The organism is Blastocatellia bacterium, assembly GCA_025054955.1.
In the GTDB taxonomy this organism is placed as follows: domain Bacteria; phylum Acidobacteriota; class Blastocatellia; order HR10; family J050; genus JANWZE01.
Genome location: JANWZE010000086.1, coordinates 1 through 17,869, shown reverse-complemented (window position 1 = coordinate 17,869; position 17,869 = coordinate 1). Strand labels below are relative to the sequence as shown.

Annotated in this window: 11 protein-coding genes; 8 read left to right on the top strand and 3 right to left on the bottom strand. The window is 56.3% G+C overall.

Going from position 1 to position 17,869, the window contains the following annotated elements; genetic code table 11:
• The first annotated feature begins 52 nt into the window (after positions 1-52).
• On the top strand, positions 53-2,854 hold the full coding sequence (locus NZ823_11230) for a carboxypeptidase regulatory-like domain-containing protein (GenBank protein ID MCS6805697.1): 2,802 nt from the start codon (positions 53-55) through the stop codon (positions 2,852-2,854).
• 504 nt (positions 2,855-3,358) lie between these two features.
• On the opposite strand, the gene NZ823_11225 is transcribed toward NZ823_11230, so the two are convergent.
• The 3 genes from NZ823_11225 to NZ823_11215 form a co-directional block, all read right to left on the bottom strand.
• Positions 3,359-5,020, bottom strand: coding sequence for an integrin alpha (locus NZ823_11225; GenBank protein ID MCS6805696.1), 1,662 nt, complete (start codon positions 5,018-5,020; stop codon positions 3,359-3,361).
• Positions 5,021-5,208: 188 nt separating this feature from the next.
• A complete protein-coding gene (locus NZ823_11220; GenBank protein MCS6805695.1) occupies positions 5,209-6,957 on the bottom strand; it encodes an integrin alpha in 1,749 nt (582 codons plus the stop codon).
• Between the two features lie 271 nt (positions 6,958-7,228).
• Positions 7,229-8,710 carry a hypothetical protein gene (locus NZ823_11215; protein MCS6805694.1) on the bottom strand — a complete coding sequence of 494 codons (1,482 nt, stop codon included), beginning with the start codon at positions 8,708-8,710 and terminating at the stop codon, positions 7,229-7,231.
• Between the two features lie 378 nt (positions 8,711-9,088).
• Between NZ823_11215 and NZ823_11210 the strand changes: the two genes are divergently transcribed.
• Genes NZ823_11210 through NZ823_11180 form a run of 7 tightly spaced genes read left to right on the top strand, consistent with a single transcriptional unit; the run spans position 9,089 to position 17,547 of the window.
• Complete coding sequence (locus NZ823_11210; protein ID MCS6805693.1) at positions 9,089-10,318, top strand: hypothetical protein; 1,230 nt, start codon at positions 9,089-9,091, stop codon at positions 10,316-10,318.
• Between the two features lie 19 nt (positions 10,319-10,337).
• Complete coding sequence (locus tag NZ823_11205) at positions 10,338-11,660, top strand: hypothetical protein (GenBank protein MCS6805692.1); 1,323 nt, start codon at positions 10,338-10,340, stop codon at positions 11,658-11,660.
• Positions 11,657-13,063, top strand: a complete 1,407-nt coding sequence (locus NZ823_11200; protein ID MCS6805691.1) for an O-antigen ligase family protein — start codon at positions 11,657-11,659, stop codon at positions 13,061-13,063. The genes NZ823_11205 and NZ823_11200 overlap by 4 nt, the downstream gene beginning before the upstream one ends.
• Positions 13,064-13,083: 20 nt before the next feature.
• A complete protein-coding gene (locus NZ823_11195) occupies positions 13,084-14,361 on the top strand; it encodes a lipopolysaccharide biosynthesis protein (GenBank protein MCS6805690.1) in 1,278 nt (425 codons plus the stop codon).
• Positions 14,349-15,173, top strand: a complete 825-nt coding sequence (locus NZ823_11190; GenBank protein MCS6805689.1) for a class I SAM-dependent methyltransferase — start codon at positions 14,349-14,351, stop codon at positions 15,171-15,173. Before NZ823_11195 ends, NZ823_11190 begins: the two co-directional genes overlap by 13 nt.
• A 9-nt stretch (positions 15,174-15,182) precedes the next feature.
• Entirely contained in the window at positions 15,183-16,382 is a 1,200-nt protein-coding gene (locus NZ823_11185; GenBank protein ID MCS6805688.1) for a glycosyltransferase, read from the top strand.
• A 4-nt stretch (positions 16,383-16,386) separates the two neighbouring features.
• Positions 16,387-17,547 carry a metal-dependent hydrolase gene (locus tag NZ823_11180; GenBank protein MCS6805687.1) on the top strand — a complete coding sequence of 387 codons (1,161 nt, stop codon included), beginning with the start codon at positions 16,387-16,389 and terminating at the stop codon, positions 17,545-17,547.
• Positions 17,548-17,869 lie beyond the last annotated feature (322 nt).

Genomic DNA, 17,869 nt, shown 5'->3' with positions numbered 1-17,869 from the left:
CGTCGGATGGTGTGTTATACTTCCGCGCTCATGTTAGAGCGGGGGTAGATTTATGAAACTGAAATCGCTGATGCTCATCGGCCTCCTTTTGATGCCCTCGTTGGCCGCTGACCGCACTGCCGGAACTGTCGTTTCGGAACTCTCAGGCGTTGTCACCGACCCGCAAGGAGCTGTCGTTGCACAGGCAACGGTCACGCTGATCAATCAACAGACGGGCGCCGCTCAAACAAGCCTCTGTGATGGCAAGGGCGCTTATGCTTTCACCGGCTTGCGACCGGGCACATACGGTCTGCGCGCCTGGGCCCCCGGCATGGACTCCGGCGGGCAACAGGTCGTTCAACTCCGTGAGGGACAAAAACTGACGGTTGACATCAAACTACAAATCGCCCGCCTGATCGAACAAATTGACGTGGGCGGCAAGCCCCCCGGCGATCCCATCTTCACGCAACTGCGCGAGATCGGCTTCAGCGATAATTCCATGGTTGCCTCCAACGTTGAACTGAAACGGGATGTCGGACGATTCCGCTTCGATGAAGGCACATTCTACTTCTTCAATCCGGTCATGGAGCGCGTTACCGGCGCCGTGTTCGTCGGGCGTGGGCGATTCACCATGCGACCATCAACTCAAACCGATCGCAATTTCCTACGCCATCTGCTTCAGGACGCTGAAGACCCGACACAGATCAACGAGCCGTTTGAGCAACTCATCCTCTACTTCACCGATGCCACCTTCGATGAACTCAAGACGAAATTGACTCCGGCGAGCCGACCTGCGCCCGAGAGCGTCAAAGATGATTTCAAAAACCATCAACGCGAACTCCGCCGCCAACTGCGCGCGACCATTGAATTGCGCATTCTCTCAGACCTCTACACCCCCACACGAAAAGACAAAGGGTTCTTCACCGCGTTCATCAAAGGCCAGAAGCTCAAGAAGCTGATCTACGTGGTTGACCCATTGGGAGCCGTTCCGAATCTGCCGAGCCCTGAGGAAGTGGCGCTCATCAGCTACGACCGCAATACACAAGGCATCTGGTCGCTCTGTCACTTTGAAGACGACTACAAACGGGGCACCGCTTCATCCAACGAAAATCATCTGGAGTATGACATCACCCACGTTCGCATTGATTCATTGATCGAACGCAACGAACAACTGACGGCCTCCGCTCAGGTGACGTTTGTGCCTCGCATGCCGGGCTTGCGCCTGATTCAAATGGCGCTCTTCCCGCGGCTCCGCGTCAGTCGCGTGCTGGATGACAATGGGGCGACGCTTCCATTCATTCACGTTGAGCATGAAGAAGGCGGCGCATTCGGCGTCGTTTATCCTGAAGCTCTCACACAACGCGCCTACACGCTGACGATCGAGTATCGCGGACCCGAAGCGGTGCAAGATAGCGGCGGCGGCAACTACATCCTGAATCCGGCTTGCCGCGACACCTGGTATCCCAATAACTGGCAAACCACGTTCGGCGACCGCGCGACGTTTGATATGACGTTTCGGATTCCGTCCAATTTGCAAATGGTCGCTACCGGAAAAAAAGTCCGGGAATGGAAAGATGGAAAATACGCCTGCTCACAGTGGATCAGCGAATTTCCGCTGGCCGTTGCCGGATTCAACTACGGCGACTTCCGCGTGCTGGAGAGGCAAGACCAAGGATTCACAATCAGTGTGTTCACCAACAAAGATGAGCCTAATGAACTGAAAGAAATACGCCAAATCTATGAGCAGATGGAAAAAGAAGAAGACATCGGCAAAGAAATGCCGGTCGGCAATTTGTCAACCGCCGGATTGGCCAATAGTTCGTTGGTTGAGGCATTGAACTCCATCCGAATTTTTAATCAATATTTCGGCGTCAATCCCTATGGCCGCATCGTCATGTCTCAGCAACCTGCCGCATTTTTCGGACAAAGTTGGCCGATGCTCGTCTACATGCCCTACATCGCCTTCCTCGACGCAACGCAACGGAAAGTGTTAGGCATGGGCGCAACGGTGACCAAGTTCACGGATGTCGTCGGCCCGCATGAAGTCGCACACCAATGGTGGGGTCACCTGGTCAGTTGGAAAACGTACCACGATCAATGGCTCTCAGAGGGATTCGCCGAATTCTCTGCCTCGCTCTACCTGCAATATGCTTTCCACAAAGATCCGCAGCGCCGGCAAGAACGGTTCTTGAAATTCTGGCAAGAAGAACACAACTACATCACCAAAAAATATCCGCTCGGGCTTAACAATGTCTCCATGCGACCCAACGATGTGGCTCCAATTTGGTTGGGCAGCCGTATGGATACGGCGCGAACAGCCGGCGCCTACGCGTTTTTGGTCTACCGTAAAGGCGCGTTCATTCTCCACATGCTGCGCATGATGATGATGGACACCAGGGCGCCGGCCGGACGCCAGGACGACCGCTTCATCGCCATGATGCGGGATTTTGTGCAATCCCACCTGCACCAGGCAGCCTCAACTGAAGACTTCAAACGTATCGTTGAAAAACACATGACGCCTGACATGGATCAAGCCGGTAATGGCCGCATGGATTGGTTCTTCAACCAGTGGGTCTACGGCACTGACCTGCCGCATTACAAGCTCCAATACAACGTGGACGCCGGCGCCGGCGGAAAGCCAGTGCTGAAGATCAAAATTGAACAGAGCAATGTCTCCCCTGATTTCGTCATGCCATTGCCGATCTATGTTGAGTTCGGCAAAGGCCGCACCATGCGATTGACAGGGCGTATCACAGGCAATAGCTCAACCAGTGCGGAGATTCCTATGCCGGAGAAACCGACGGGTGTGAAACTCTGCGCCAACTACGATGTGCTCTGCACGATTGAGGAAGTAAAAGGAAAAATCAATCCGTGATCGAGGCCATCGCTCCTCTGAAAATAGCCCACGAAACACACGAAGCTCACGAAAGAATTGTATTTCCATCGTTCGTGGTCAGCGCAGAGCTCATGGGCGATTCCTGACTTTATCTTGAGTGCGCCGGCAGAGCCAAGCGCCGACGGCGCTTTCTGCCCTGACACGCCGCACCAGACCAAAGCGGCGTCGCGCCCCGCGGGCTTGCCACCGCACTCCAAAACGCATCCTCATACGCTCCTGACTCTCTCTTGGAGTGCGCCGGCAGAGCCAAGCGCCGACGGCGCCCCTCTGGAGATAACCATTTTCATGCTTCGTGGCGAGCGAGGAGCATAAGGGTGATTCCTTGGGGAATAGGCCCACGGGGAAATAGGCCCGCGAAACACACTAACGAAAAGGCATTCTCATCCAACGTGGTGCGCCCGGAGCGCATGGGCGATTTCTTCACAACTTCAACTCATTCATTGACGAAATCCGCTCGGTCAATCGGGGATGACCGCCCGGCGCTCATGATTCACCATACACCACATAGGTTTCGCCGCAGTTTGAACGATTGTTCGCCGGTCCATCACCTCCCGGCGCAGCCATCAGCACATCCGCGATCCTGTCGCCATTGACATCGCCCGCAGCCAGCGCAAATCCCAGCCGATCGCCTTCATCAACGCCCAAAATGGTCACATCAGGGCCGGTCGGCTGCACAAGCGACGCTGAGTTCGAGGCTGTTGCGCCGCTCATGCGGCCAAACACGACGGAGACAATGCCGCTCGTCACATTCTTCTCATTGGCGGCTCCGTCCGCCGAGACAATCAGATCAGCAATCCGGTCGCCGTTGACATCGCCGGCGGCAACAGCCTGACCGAATGTGCTTCTCCGGCCAGGCCCAGTGATGAACAGGTCATACCCGCCCATGCTCGATTGAAGATCGCGAGTGACTCCGGCCAGCAACGCGCGGCTACCAAAGACAACATAAACTGCTCCTACGTCATCACCGGCAGCCCCGTCTTTCATGGGCGCGCCGATAATCAGATCGCTGATTCCATCACCGTTGAGATCACCCGATGCCAACGACAGCCCGATTTGATCCTCAGCTCCCGCGCCCAGAATCAATACAGCAGATGAAGAAGTGGCAAGATCAAATACAGCTCCAGCACTCAAACCAGCCCCACCTGCAATCACATAAACTTCACCAGCATCGCGTCGTTGATTTTGCGGCCCATCGGCCAACGGAGCGCTGACAATCAAATCGTCAACGCCATCACCACTGACGTCGCCCGCCGCAAGCGCCGCGCCCAATTGATCACCCACCGTCCGACCGGTAGCCTCTGCACCGAACACAACAGCGCTCGGACCAGAGGCCTGACCGGGCGCGATAGCCAAATCTACCACGCCGCCAAGCGAAGCGCGGCCCAGCAAAATGTAAGCCGCTCCAAACGCCTGCGCCATGCCGGCCTTATTGGCTCCCGGCGCCCCGACAATGGCGTCCGCCAGTCCATCGCCATTGAGGTCACCGGCGGCCACAGCATAGCCTGTGAGCGAGGTCACATGAGCGCCATAGATTCTCACGTTGGCGCGAGCAGCATTGCTCTGATCCAAGTCAATCCGAGTCCTGCTCGTGAGCATACTGCTCCCCAAGATCACGTAAGCAGCGCCGGCTAACACCGCTTGCTGACTCCCACCGATGGCTGGCTTGGTGGCAGTGAACGCGCCGACCAGCAAATCATCAACGCGGTCTCCGTTGAAATCGGCGCAGGCAATCGAATGTCCGAATGACGATCGGTTTGGGCCGTACACAATCACGTCGGCGCCTGTTCCTTGCGGTGGAGATGGTCTGGCAGCGTCTCGAACGGTCGTCATGGTATCGGCGCCGACGCGACCAAAGAAGATCAAGACTTCTCCACTCAGTTGTCGGCGGTTATCGGGTCCTTGCCCGTAGGGAACGCCCACCAAAATATCTTTGACGCCGTCGCCATTGACGTCGCCAGCGGCCACCGATTGCCACACCTGTTGACCGGAACGCGCGTCGCCGCTGTCGGCATTGTAGATGAGTTGATCCGCTGCCCCAGCAACCGATAGGTCCACTTTTGCCGGCAATGAAGCTGATACCAACGAGACACCAGATTGAATCAACCAAAAACATGTGACGACCGCGACTACGAACTTCCTGAACATGAATCCTCCATGCAGAACAGAGCTGAAACGCTACTCCTCAGGGTTCAAACCAGCTACGCTGCTGAGTGCTGATCCATGCTGGCTTCTGTTACAGACCGCAGCACGTCATGCTCAGGACACAGATAACAGAACGCCGGTGAGGCCGGTGCAGCCGGTCAGCGCGGACGCCCTCAGCAAACTGCCGCCCTTTAACGCCTACCGTAGACGACAAAGGTGACGCCGGCTTTTGGACGTTGACCGGCCGTGCAGGTATCGGCAAAGGGGCTGGCAATGAGCAAGTCTTCGATCTGATCACCATTAACATCGCCCGCACTCACCGACGAGCCAATTTGATCGCCGACACCGCCGCCGAAGATCGTCATGTCCGCAGCCTGAGCTTCGACCCGCAGGTCGCGCGTGGGCCGAATGAAGCCGGCGCCGCCATAGAGCACATGCACGCGCCCGGCTGCATTTTGCGACGCGGCTCCTTGACCAAGAGGCAAGCCAAGGATGAGATCCTTGATGCGGTCCCCGTTAACATCGCCCAGCGCCACCGATGAACCGAGCTGGTCGCCAACCAACGCGCCGATGATGGTCGCGTCAGCGGCCGTTTGAGCCAAGTTGCGACTGGCAACGGTCATCGCGCCATTGATCACATAAACCTCTCCGGCGGCGCTCCGGCCATTGTTGGGCCCGTCAGCTTGCGGAGCTCCGATGATGATGTCCTCGTACCCATCAGCATTCAGGTTGCCAACGGCGAGCGTGCAGTCAAAGAGGTCTTGTGCATCCGCGCCGAAGATCGTGAAATTCGGCTGCTGTGAGCCGCCATAGCGGCCACTGCCGCTGGTCACATCGTAGACCGTCGCCTGTGTAGTAGATAAAGCTGTTGAACCAACAACGCCGTAGACCTCGCCTGGCCCCAGGTCCAAATTCCGAATATCAATGATCATCGCAGAGGTAATGATGTCGGCCGCTGCATCGCCAGCGATGTTACCGACAGCGACAACGCGTCCCAAATTTCCACCGATATCGCCACGACCCGGAAAATTCACAGCCCGGCCAAAAATCAACAGATTCACCCCAGCCGGCAGCGGCATGGCAGCATCACGCACGGCGCCACTGCTCCAGTTTCGCTGACCAAAGAACACATAGACGGCTCCGCCATCCAGCCGCCGCCCATCACGCCCGTCATTGCCCGGCGCGCCGACAATGATGTCATCCACGCGGTCCCCGTTAATGTCACCCGAGGCGACCGAAATGCCAGCGCGGTCGGCATCATCTCGGATCATCATCGCATTGGGTTCACCACCCCATCCAATGATTGTCACATCAGCGCCTCCCGTATTGGCCGGCTGACTCATGTCGCGTATCGCCGTCTGACCAACATTCGGGCCGCCGAAGATGATGTAGACCTTGCCGACATTCGGGCGCACAGGATTGGCACTCCCTGAAGGCTCGTCAGCAAATGGCGCCCCGATGATCAAGTCTTTGACGCCATCTCCATTGACGTCGCCAGCGGCTAACGCCGCGCCAAATTGATCGCCGGTCGCTGCTCCATAGATGATGATGTTGGGTGGCGTCATAAACAGATCACGAATGGCGCCCGCGGGCTGCCCAGCTCGTCCAAACACCACATAGACTCGCCCGGCGCCGGTTCGCCCTGCCGGCGCATTGGCCGACGGCAATCCGATGACCATATCGCCTACCGTGTCGTTATTCAGGTCAACTGAGAGCACTTGCATGGCGCCGCTCACGGTTCCCGGCGAGACCGTGTCAAGCGGTTCACCTGATTCCATGCCTAAAACCGACATGTCAGCGCCCATTGCTAAGTCAATTGACCGAGGCGTCGGTTGCGCCTGCCCGATCACGATAAAATAGCTGAACAATGTCAAACATAATCCCAATAGCATGGGCACAGAGGACCCCTGCTGATGCTTCTTGCTCTTGCTGTGGTTCATGACACCTCCATGGAAAATTGCGTGCATGTCATCGTGTCTACAACAAAGCGTCAAGCGTGTGCGCCAACCTGATGTTGTCTACCGGGCGGCTACACTTATAGCAGGCTGTTTGCTCCACGTCAACAATCATAGACACGAGAGCATATCATACGGACAGAGACCAGGTTTTGTTATCGGCACGGCAGAAAATTCGGAGAAACTGGCCCAGAGCGCAGCAAAAACGTCATAAGAATCCGCTGCGCTCTGGGCGGATTAGGAGTCGGCGGCGAGGCTACGGGTCGCAGAGGCATTGGATGTTGTAAACCACAACGTCGCCGATTTGAACTTTATCGTCTTTTGTAAACTGGCAATTCAGATCAATAAAGATGCTGGTTAGCGCAACGGCATTGGGCGCGGGTTGGAACCCCGGCGTCAGCGGATCAGTATCATTGGGTCCATTGCCGCTGCCCGGCGTCCATTGCAAGCCATAGACATAAATGTCTTGCCTGCCCAACGGCGGCGCATTGAAAGCAATTGGTTCTTCAAACCGCAGGGCATCACCGGTGACCCACACATCGCCCAGACAATCATAGCTGGCGCCTCCAGCCGCATTAGTGTGTCGTCCTGGGTCGCACACCGGTAGCGCAAAATTCGAACATCGGCCTGGATGATTCCCAACGAAGAAGTTGGCCTGGCTACGAACCCACCGATCGTTTTGCAGCACGTATTCAATGACGCGCGATTCGTGAGCGTCGGAGCCGCGCGGCAGCAGTGTTCCGGTATCGAGGCCGGTTGTGCGGCTGCGTTCAGCAATTAGCATCCTAGGCTCATTAGGAGAAAACGTGATGTCTGAAATCGGATTGGAGTAGCCTAACCCTAAGCCATTGTTCGCCAGCAGCTCCGGCGCGGCAAATTCACGGCGCAACGTGCTTGAATCGAAGTTGCCGCTCGCCGTCAATCCGACGGACCACACTTCATTGGCGGCATTGGCCGCCAATCGCATCTTGTCTTCACGCCACACGCTGAAGTACAACCGATTACGGAATACGCCAACGCCCCAGAGGCGCTCTCCGAGTGGAGCAAACCCGGCGGTTCCATCATCTGGATTAAACGGATCGAAAGAACTCCGAATCGAACCCGTCCCACCAACATCGCGGATTCGATAGATTTTCCCATCTTCAAAATTCGACACAAAGAATTGTTGATTGGTATGGTCATAGGTGATATTGCCCAACGCCGGTCCTGTGTTGGGAAGTTGAGCAAACACACTGATACGACCGGTACGCCCATCCAACCGGTAGACAGCGCCCGGCCCACCCAATCCAAAAGCGAACCGACCATACACGGTCGTTGCGGTGACATAAATGTTGGGCGGCTCAGCATCATCAAGCGTGACACCAAACACCTGCCCAAGGTTTCGCGCGATCCATTGATCAGCAGGATTGTTGGTCGGATTCGGCATCAGATTGTGATACATCGGCGCCGGATAATTCCGACCAAGAACTGCTCCCTTGCTAAACGGATCACGCACGTCTATCAAGGCGACGACCGGTCCGTTCGGGTCGGGGGGTTGACCAGGATTGTTATTGATGTAGCCCGAAAAACAGGTGACAGCAGCCGTACCAGGAAGCATCCCGGCAACACGAAATACTTCAGGGCGGTCGGCACACGGGTCCTGCGCGGTCGCCACCGCCGGAACAGCCGGCCGGAAACCAGCCACAAGCAGGCTGAGCACAATGTTTGCAACAAGCAACTTGGAGACGTCTCTCATCATGAATACCCCTCTTCTCTAATCTATTTGACGATCACATGAGGAACCTGTGAAAGCTGTCAGACAACCGATAAACGACTTGCCCCTTGACCTCAACCTGAGTCCCCCACATGTCTGGCCGCATTCTATAACACGTCACGATCCATCTGCAAGACGCAAGAGCACAAGCGCACACGCGAAGATGTGAATTCAAGAGGACGCATCCGCAGCCTGTGTCGCTCAGACAGCCGCCGCTGCAAGCAAAAGGTTGTCTGTCACTAACGCTTCATCGAGACCACACTTGACTTTGCTCAGTCCTGATAATACTATCAAGCCTCACAAACAAGGGGGAGATAGTTGGGCCAGTGGGGTGTGGTTTTATTGTGACAGGAGGACAAGCAGATGAATTACCGCGGGGGTTTTTCTGTTGTTTTGATTGTGAGCCTCATCAGCACGTTCATGCCACTGGATGTTTTCCCCCAAGCTGCTTTAGGTGAAGTCATCATTTCCGGCAATGTAACCGTTAATCGCATCAAAGCCGCGTCGGGAAATACGATCTTCTCTGAGAGCGAAATCGAGACATTCCCCAACGCAACAGCCGTTGTCAACTTGCGGCGTGGCGCCGGCGTGTTATCCATTGAACCGAGCACACGACTGCGACTGATCATTGAAGAAGGCCACCTCACGGCCAGACTTTCACGCGGCGCGTTGACGCTGCGATCAAAAACCCCCACGAAGCTGCTGACGCCTCAGCTATCGGTCAACGCGGACGCAGACAGCGCATATCTGGTTACGGTTACTTCCGGCGGCACGGAAGTGGAAGCGATTACCCGACCCGTGCGGATCGCGCTCAACCATCGCTCAACAGTGGTTCCGGCAGGCGCGCGTTACTCCAGCGCTCAAGGAACCGTTGTTAGGCCCTGCGGCAGTCCTTGTCAGCGCGTGTTAATCAGCGAAGTAGACGCTCATCAAGGCGACTATGACGCAATGGAATTCATTGAGCTTTATGATGGCGGATTTGGCAATACTTCACTGAATGGCATGGTGCTGGTGCTGTACGATGGCCAAACGGACACAGTCTACGCCGCCTATGATCTGGATGGTCGAACAACCAACAGCAATGGCTTTTTCATCGTAGGGAATGCGGCTGTAAGCGGCGTTGATCTGGTGATCCCCGATAACACGATTCATGATGGCCCGGCAGCCGTCGCTCTCTATCAGGGGTCGGCCTCTCAGTTCCCACCAGGAACACCGCTGACAACCAAGAACCTGATTGACGCGATGGTCTACTCAATGAACGATCAAGCCGATGCCGGATTGCTCAAACTGATCAATCCCAATCAACCGTGGGTCAACGAAAATGCTAATGGCCGCATGTTGGCTGAATCGAGTCAGCGGTGCAACTGCGCGCCCTGCCGTGAGCGAGATACAGACCGTTACATCCAGGCTCGGCCAACGCCCAATTGTCTGAATAACTGTCCACCAGCAGCCAAACGAGTGACGGCCCTGAGATTGCCATTGTGGGCGCTGTTAATTCCACTGCTGGCTGGCGGCGCCGGACTGCCGGTGGCGTTAGCAGCATCAGGAGGCGATACAACAGAGCCGGTCAGCCCGACCAGCCCGCGACGCTAGACGAGTGCCCCGCCAGCCGATGTGGCCTCCGGTATCGTTTCATCTGTTCATGAACCATGCTCGCTCACATCACCTTGTTGTTGTTCCACTGCATTCTCTCTGGCGTACCGGCATCTGGTTGGTCTTCTGTTTCGCGCTCATTGGCTGGGGACTCAAATATCTGACCGACGACTTTCGCGGACGCGCCATCGCAGCATTAGATAAGAACACCGTCGCCCTCCAACAGGCCGTTCGTATCCTGCCCAACGAGCCGTCAATTCACCGAGAGCTGGGATTGATATACTTGCTCGACCCGTTGCAGCATGATCCTGATGCTGCCGCCTGGCATCTGCAACGTGCCGTTGAACTCTCTCCGTTCGACTACAACTTGCAGCTCGATTGGGCACGAGCTCTGGAACAGCAAAACAAACTGGCCGCCGCTGAGCAAGCTTATCAAAAAGCGATGGCGTTGGCGCCCACCTACTTTCGACCACAGTGGCGCTATGCCAACTTCCTACTGCGTCAGGATCGCATGGACGAAGGCGTCACTCAGCTCATCCGATTGATTGAAACCGATCCAGACCTGGCCATGCACATGCTCGATGTCCTCTGGCAAGCCACCAACGGCAACCCACAAACGCTGAGCCGACTGGGGCAACAAGTGCGCTCGGATCAAATTCGCGCTGACGTGATCACGTTTCTGAGCCGGCATAACTACACCAACGAGTCCATTCTTCTGTGGCAGCAATTGACCGATTCAACATTGAGAATCAAAACCGGCCTCCAGCTTGTCTGGCAGCTCTGGCAGCAGCGCCGGTGGGAGGACAGCCAGCAGCTCTGGCATCAGATCATGCGCGCCCGCATTGGTTCAATCCCTGCAGAAGACCTGGTGCTGTGGAATGGCGGCTTTGAGCATGATCTGCTGGATGCTCCTCTGGACTGGCGATTGGAAAACTCAGCGGCCGTCTCGACCTCACCGGATGCCACAGTCAAACGCTCAGGCGCGCGTGCCTTGCGCATCGAATTCAGACAAACAGACGGCGTGCGCCTTTCCAATCTCTCTCATGATGTCGTTGTGAATGCGTCAACGGCGTACCGGCTGGAATTTTTCTATCAAACCCAAGGCTTATTGCCTCGCAATGGCTTGATGGTGGAAGTTGTTGACCCTGATGATGCCAACCGCCTTCGGGCCGTTGCGCCACTGGGCAATCCCGATCAATGGACGATGGGATCCATCTCGTTCTCAACGCCTGCTCAAACGCGCGTCGTGCGCATCCGGATTGTGCGAACACCGGTCAATCCGCTGCATGATTACATCGCGGGTCGCGTCTGGTTTGATGACTTCAGGCTGATTGCTCAATGAATGCCCTGCCTCAGGATACAGCACGAGCTGAGCTACGCCCGATGAGCGATGCTCATCAGGTCACCCTCTTTGACCGCCTGGCCTTTGGCGGACTCGTGTTGGCCTGCGTGGCGTCGCCGTGGCCGTTTGGCTCGGTGGAATTCTACGCCATTGATGTGTTGGCCATTTGGTTGTTGCTGCTCATAGGATTATGGGCGCTTCACATGGCAGCGATCAAGAAGCTGGTTGTGCGCATGACGCCGATCCTGTGGGTCTTGCTAATGCTGCTGGCGCTTGGGTTGGTGCAGATTGTTCCTCTGCCCTTTTCGCCTCATCGTGGGCTTTGGCAATCACACCGCATCAGTCTCGATCCGTCGGCCACGCTTCAAGCCATCACCAAGTGGAGCCTTCTGGTCGGCTACTTTTTTTTGGCAAGTCAGCTTCTCTACACGCCACGCCGGCTCCAGATTCTGGTCAATGCACTGATCGTGGTGGGCCTGTGTGTTGCCCTCGTGGGAATCTTCAATAAGCTGACCTTCAATGGCAAAATCCTATGGTTCCGTCCCAGCGATTTTGCCAGAGATGCTTTCGGCCCGTTTGTCAATCGCAATCATTTTGCTGGCTTCATGGAGCTGATCCTGCCGCTGCCGTTGCTGCTCGTTTTAGGCCGCGCAGTTGAGCGTGATCGTTGGATCGTCTACGGGTTCAGCGCGTTGGTGATGGGTACGGCGATTCTGTTGTCAGGCTCGCGCGGCGGGCTGATGGCATTGGTCGCCCAATTGCTCTTTCTGCCCATTCTGGCGCAATACGCCTGGTCACAACGTCAACAACAGCAGCGAGGAGAAATCAGCCTGCGCAGCGGAAGTTGGTGGCGCTACGTTGGTGGAACGGCGCTGCTGGTAGCATCCATCGTCATAGCGACGTGGTGGATTGGCGCTGAACCGATCACGAGCCGACTTTCGCTGGCCGACCAATTCAACCAATCACGACCGATCCTGCAACAAAGACGACCTGCCATCTGGAAAAGCTCGCTGAACATGATACAAGCGCATGCCGTGTTCGGCGTGGGTGCGGGCGCATATCCCACTGTGTTCCCCCATTACGACGCCTCGACCGGTTATTTCTTCGTCAATGCCGCTCATAACGATTACATTCAAGGAGTGGCTGAGATGGGCATCATCGGCGGGCTGCTTGGCCTAGCGTTTCTTTACTCTCTGGCCCGACTGATCAAACGGGTCCTAACGGTCAACGACCGGTGGGAACGCTCGGCTGGCCTGGCAGCGGCAGTCGGCTGCATTGGCCTGCTGGCGCATAGCCTGGTGGATTTCAACTTGCAGATCACGTCCAATGCGCTCGTCTTTCTGATCCTCGTGGCTATTCTCGACACGAGTCAGTGGAGAGCCGGCCAAGCCCAGACAGCCTAGAGGTACATGCCATTGATGTCATGCGGCGAACGATAAGCAACCTCCTGGGCGGGAGCCAGTCGCTACGGCGCCGCCTCCTGACCGGCGGGATGTGGGTTGGTCTGTCACGGCTCGGCGCGGCCACTGCTGAATTCATCCGCAGCGTCATTTTCATCCGTTTCCTGCAGCCCGATGACTTTGGACTGATGGGAGTGGTGACGCTGGTGCTGGCTGGCGTGAATGTCGTCTCCGAAACTGGCGTAAATGTGCTGATCGTCCAGCGACCGGGCGACATTACGCGCTACCTGAACACAGCGTGGACAATCAAATTCCTACGAGGTTGGGCGCTCGCTTTGCTCGTGTTTGTCACCGCTCCGCTGGTTGCCGGCTTCTACCAGAATGAGCGGCTGATTCCATTGCTGCGCGTTATCTCGCTGTCATTCATCATCGGCGGGCTGGATAATTTCGGCGTGCAGTTGCTCAACCGGGAGCTTGAATTTAAGAAACCGGCTCTCTACGGATTGATCGTCAACGTGCTCAACGCCGTCATCGGTTTGATCCTCGTCCTCGTCATGCGAAATGTGTGGGCGTTGGTGATGTTTCACCTAGTCAGCTCAGTGACCACCGTCATCATGGGCTACCGACTCGCGCCTTATCGCCCGCGACTGGCGTTTGATGCAACGATCGCGAAAGAGGCGTTTCAGTTTGGGCGGCACATCTTTTTATCCAACATCTTGATCTATCTGGTCACGCAAGGCGACGATGCGTTTGTTGGCAAATTCCTAGGACTCACGGCGCTGGGATATTACACGCGAGCCTATTTTCTCTCCAACACGCCAGCGACGTACATCAGCCACCTGATTTCCTCAGTGACGTTGGCCGGCTATAGCCGATTGCAAGATGATCCGCTCCGGCTACGTTCAGTGTACATGAAAACCTTGAAGCTGGTCGCGCTGACGACGATTCCGCTTGGTCTCGGTTTGCTGCTGATGGCGGAGCCCATCGTCACGATTCTGTTTGGTCCGAGGTGGCTTCCGATTGTGCCGGCGGTTCAAGTGCTCTGCCTGTTCGGCATGCTGCGCGCGATTGTTGGCGTCAACGGCAGTCTGTTGATGGCTATTGGACGCTCCGATACGATCAGCAAAATCGGGCTCATTCAAGTTGTCGTCCTGGCGACATTCATCTATCCTTTGGCGTCCCGATTTGGTCTACTGGGCGTTTGTTGGGCAGTGGTGCTGTGCGCCGTCGCCAATTTGATCGCCAACATCTATTTTTTAAGAACGTGCACAGTGAATGGAGTGAAGCTATGGTCGAGATAAAGCGAGTTCGCGCCGTTGACGCTGACGCCGATCTTTTCGATCAGTTGCTCTTCTATCGCTGCTTGAAGGCATACGATTTTGCCAAACCGTTCGTCGCTGGCAAACGCGTGCTGGAAATCGGGTGCGGCACCGGTTACGGACTCGATTACTTCAACCAATCATACGCTCACTATGTCGGCATGGACATTGACGTGGAACTCTTGCGCGGCTTAGGCGGTCGTTACCTGAACGGAGCGTCATCAGTTAGTTTTTTGGCAGCGGACATCGCGCACGCGCCATTGCAGGCGCATTCGTTTGAGGTGATCTTGTCGTTTCAAGTTATCGAACACATGAACGATGCTGTTGGCTTTCTGCGGGAGGCGGCGCGAGTGTTGCGTCCTGGCGGGCGCTTGCTAATCACGACGCCCAATCGGGCCATCCGATTGTTGCCTTTTCAGAAACCTTGGAATCCCGAACACGTTCACGAGTATTCCTATCGCGGGTTCCGCCGGTTGTTGCGCCGGGTCTTTCAGGATGTTCGTCTGTACTCAATCTGCGGCGACGCGGTCAGCTTTGCGCTTGAGACGCAACGAGTCAAGCAGGATGCGTATCACGTCTATGTGCGACGACCGTTGGGCGCAGTAGCCCGTCGGCTTCTGCCACCGTCATGGCAAGCTCGTTTGCGCCAGTATCGAGCCAGCGCCATTACTCCGCCGCCGGCCACTGAACCGCCGTCCAAACCCGCTGACATGAAGTTATCGCTTGGCAACTTTTTCATACGCGAGGATTATGCGCCTCATTGTATTGACTTCCTGGCGGTCATCACATGCTGAACATGCGATATGAAAATTGCCTTCATCGTTGAGTGCTTCCCGCGCGTTTCGGAAACGTTCATCCTCGATCAAATCACCGGCTTTCTGGATCTGGGCCACGAGGTGGTCATTCTTTCTTTCTGGACACCGGACCGCGCTCAACCGGTGCATGACGATGTTAACCGCTATCAACTGCCGGAGCGCACTGAGTATCTTCACTACACGCCGGGACCATGGCGCGGACGCATGCAACGCTGGTTGTATGGCGCGCGCCACCTGCCCGCCGCGCTGATGCGCCGGGCTCGAAAGGCGAGCCCCGCGATCCCACTTCGCCTTCTGCTCGGACGCCACTTACAAAAAGTGATCCCACTGGTTCGACACACCGTAGACGTGATCTATTGCCAGTTCGGCACAACAGCGAAAGAGTTCGCTTTTCTTGCGCCCCATCTGGACGTGCCCTGGGTTGTCGCCTTTTGGGGATACGATGTCGAGTTACTGCCTGAAGAAAAGCCCGGCGTCTACGACGATGTCTTCACCGCATTCGATCTGTGCTGCACGCCGAGTCAGTATCTAGCCGAAAAACTCCTCAGGCTTGGATGCCCGCGTGAGCGACTGCTCATCCAACGCATTGGTTTAAAAACTGCCCACATGCTCGAGTCGCCGCCGAAGCGCGAGCAATCGCCCATCAAATTGCTATCTGTGGGACGCCTTGTCCCTGAGAAAGGATTCCACCTGAGCATTGAGGCGGTCTGCCGACTGCGCGGCTCGTTTGTCTATCGCATCATCGGTGACGGCCCGGAACGAAGCAAACTCGAGGAATTGATTCGTCAAGCCCGACTGACTGATCGCGTCACGCTCGTAGGCGCTCAGCCGCGTGAGCAGGTGTTTCGCAGCATGGCTGAAAGCGACATTTACGTGTGTCCCAGCCTGCGAGAGTCCTATGGCGTCGCCAATCTGGAAGCAAGCTATTTTCGCTTGCCGGTCATCGCTTCGCGGGTTGGCGGCGTGCCCGAAATCGTTCATCACGGCGTCACCGGTTGGCTGGTTCCACCGGGCGACGTGGCGGCCCTAGCCGCGCACATCCAGCAATTGATGGATGAGCCTCAGCTTCGCTACCAGATGGGCAATGCCGGCCACGACCGTGTTTTGTCGCAACTGAATCAGGAGCAACTGATGAAGCATCTGGAAGCTCATTTCTTGCGGTTGATCAACCGCCCCGCGCGAGGTTGAAGCGATGGAAAATCTTTGCCACACATTTGCCGGCGCGGCGCTGGCCAAAGCCGGACTTGAGCGGATGACGCCATTGGCGCTGCCGACACTGCTGGTGAGCGCCAATCTGCCTGACATTGATGTGATCACCATGCTGCACGGTCAATTGACCTACTTGGAGTATCATCGCGGTGTGACACATTCGATCCTTGGCGTGATTGTACTTTCCATCGGGCTGACACTGCTCGTCACCGGCTACGACCGATGGATTCGGCGGCGACGCCATCCAGATGCCGAACCGACGCGGCCAAGCCGGGTGCTGTTGCTTTCGTTGATTGGCACGGCCAGTCACCCGCTGCTTGATTTCACTAATAACTACGGGATTCGCCCATTCGCGCCGTGGGATAATACATGGTATTACGGCGACCTCGTCTTCATCGTGGACCCCTGGCTGTGGCTGATCCTCGGTGGCAGCGTTTTCCTGTTAACTTCGCAGACATCATGGCGACTGGTGTTGTGGTGTGGACTATGGGGATTGTTAACGCTGTTGGTGATTGGATCACAAACCGGCGTCGTCGAAACGCGCTTTCGGGCCGGCTCGTCAATCTGGCTATGGGTACCTTTGCTGGCTGGCGTGCTATTGGCTCGCTGGACTGGGATTCACCGCTATGGATCAAAGGTTGCGGCTGCGGCGCTGTTGATGACCGTTGCTTACTGGGGCATCTTGGCAGTCGCGCATGAAGTCGCGCTGCGACAGGTCATGACAACAAGTCAACGCATCATGCGCGATCAACCAACGAGTGGGCACGCAGCCCTGCCAAGACTGGCCACGCCGCTTGAGTGGGACGCCATCTTTGAAACACCAGACGCCATATATTGCGCGATCGTCTCCCTTATCAACCCGCCCGATGCAAACTGGTCTCCACAACAGTACAACAAAAACCTGAGCGACCCGCTCGTGCAGCGCGCGCTGGGCACATGCGCCGGCGCAATCATGCTGCGTTTCTCCCGATACTTGTTCGCCGAAGTGCAATACCAGAGCAACGAGCCATCAGCCGTCATCCTGCGTGACGCTCGTTTTCAGCGACGTGGCATATCAGGGTTCAGCACCGTCGTTGTGCCGCTTTCGGCCACTGAACAGCAAGATGGCTCAACCACCGCAGAAAATTGCGTGGCGCAGGAGTGAATCGCTTAATCATTCGGTCACTGAGTTGATCGTCAACAGCTCGGACGTTTGGCGGTTTGAAATGAGTTCGCCTCCCAAAGCGTCAGCGGAAGGAGCCAGCGCGAATCCTCTGGTGACGTTCGCTCAAAATTAGACACCGAGTCACCAATTTAGAGCGATTTGTGAATGAGTTTACCCTAGGGCGCGCTTGCAGCCTGCATCAGCCCGCAACAAGATGCAGGGCAACCAGGCTAAATGCAATTGAAAATCGCTCGAAGTGAACAAGCTCATGGAACGCGGATGACGCGGATTTGGCCGATCAACGCGGATCAATCCGTGAAAA

What these genes read in the sequence shown, in the direction of transcription:
- NZ823_11230 (MCS6805697.1), top strand. Translation starts at nt 53, where the DNA reads ATGAAACTGAAATCGCTGATGCTCATCGGCCTCCTTTTGATGCCCTCG.
- NZ823_11225 (MCS6805696.1), bottom strand. Translation starts at nt 5,020, where the DNA reads ATGTTCAGGAAGTTCGTAGTCGCGGTCGTCACATGTTTTTGGTTGATT.
- NZ823_11220 (MCS6805695.1), bottom strand. Translation starts at nt 6,957, where the DNA reads ATGAACCACAGCAAGAGCAAGAAGCATCAGCAGGGGTCCTCTGTGCCC.
- NZ823_11215 (MCS6805694.1), bottom strand. Translation starts at nt 8,710, where the DNA reads ATGATGAGAGACGTCTCCAAGTTGCTTGTTGCAAACATTGTGCTCAGC.
- NZ823_11210 (MCS6805693.1), top strand. Translation starts at nt 9,089, where the DNA reads ATGAATTACCGCGGGGGTTTTTCTGTTGTTTTGATTGTGAGCCTCATC.
- NZ823_11205 (MCS6805692.1), top strand. Translation starts at nt 10,338, where the DNA reads ATGTGGCCTCCGGTATCGTTTCATCTGTTCATGAACCATGCTCGCTCA.
- NZ823_11200 (MCS6805691.1), top strand. Translation starts at nt 11,657, where the DNA reads ATGAATGCCCTGCCTCAGGATACAGCACGAGCTGAGCTACGCCCGATG.
- NZ823_11195 (MCS6805690.1), top strand. Translation starts at nt 13,084, where the DNA reads ATGCGGCGAACGATAAGCAACCTCCTGGGCGGGAGCCAGTCGCTACGG.
- NZ823_11190 (MCS6805689.1), top strand. Translation starts at nt 14,349, where the DNA reads ATGGTCGAGATAAAGCGAGTTCGCGCCGTTGACGCTGACGCCGATCTT.
- NZ823_11185 (MCS6805688.1), top strand. Translation starts at nt 15,183, where the DNA reads ATGAAAATTGCCTTCATCGTTGAGTGCTTCCCGCGCGTTTCGGAAACG.
- NZ823_11180 (MCS6805687.1), top strand. Translation starts at nt 16,387, where the DNA reads ATGGAAAATCTTTGCCACACATTTGCCGGCGCGGCGCTGGCCAAAGCC.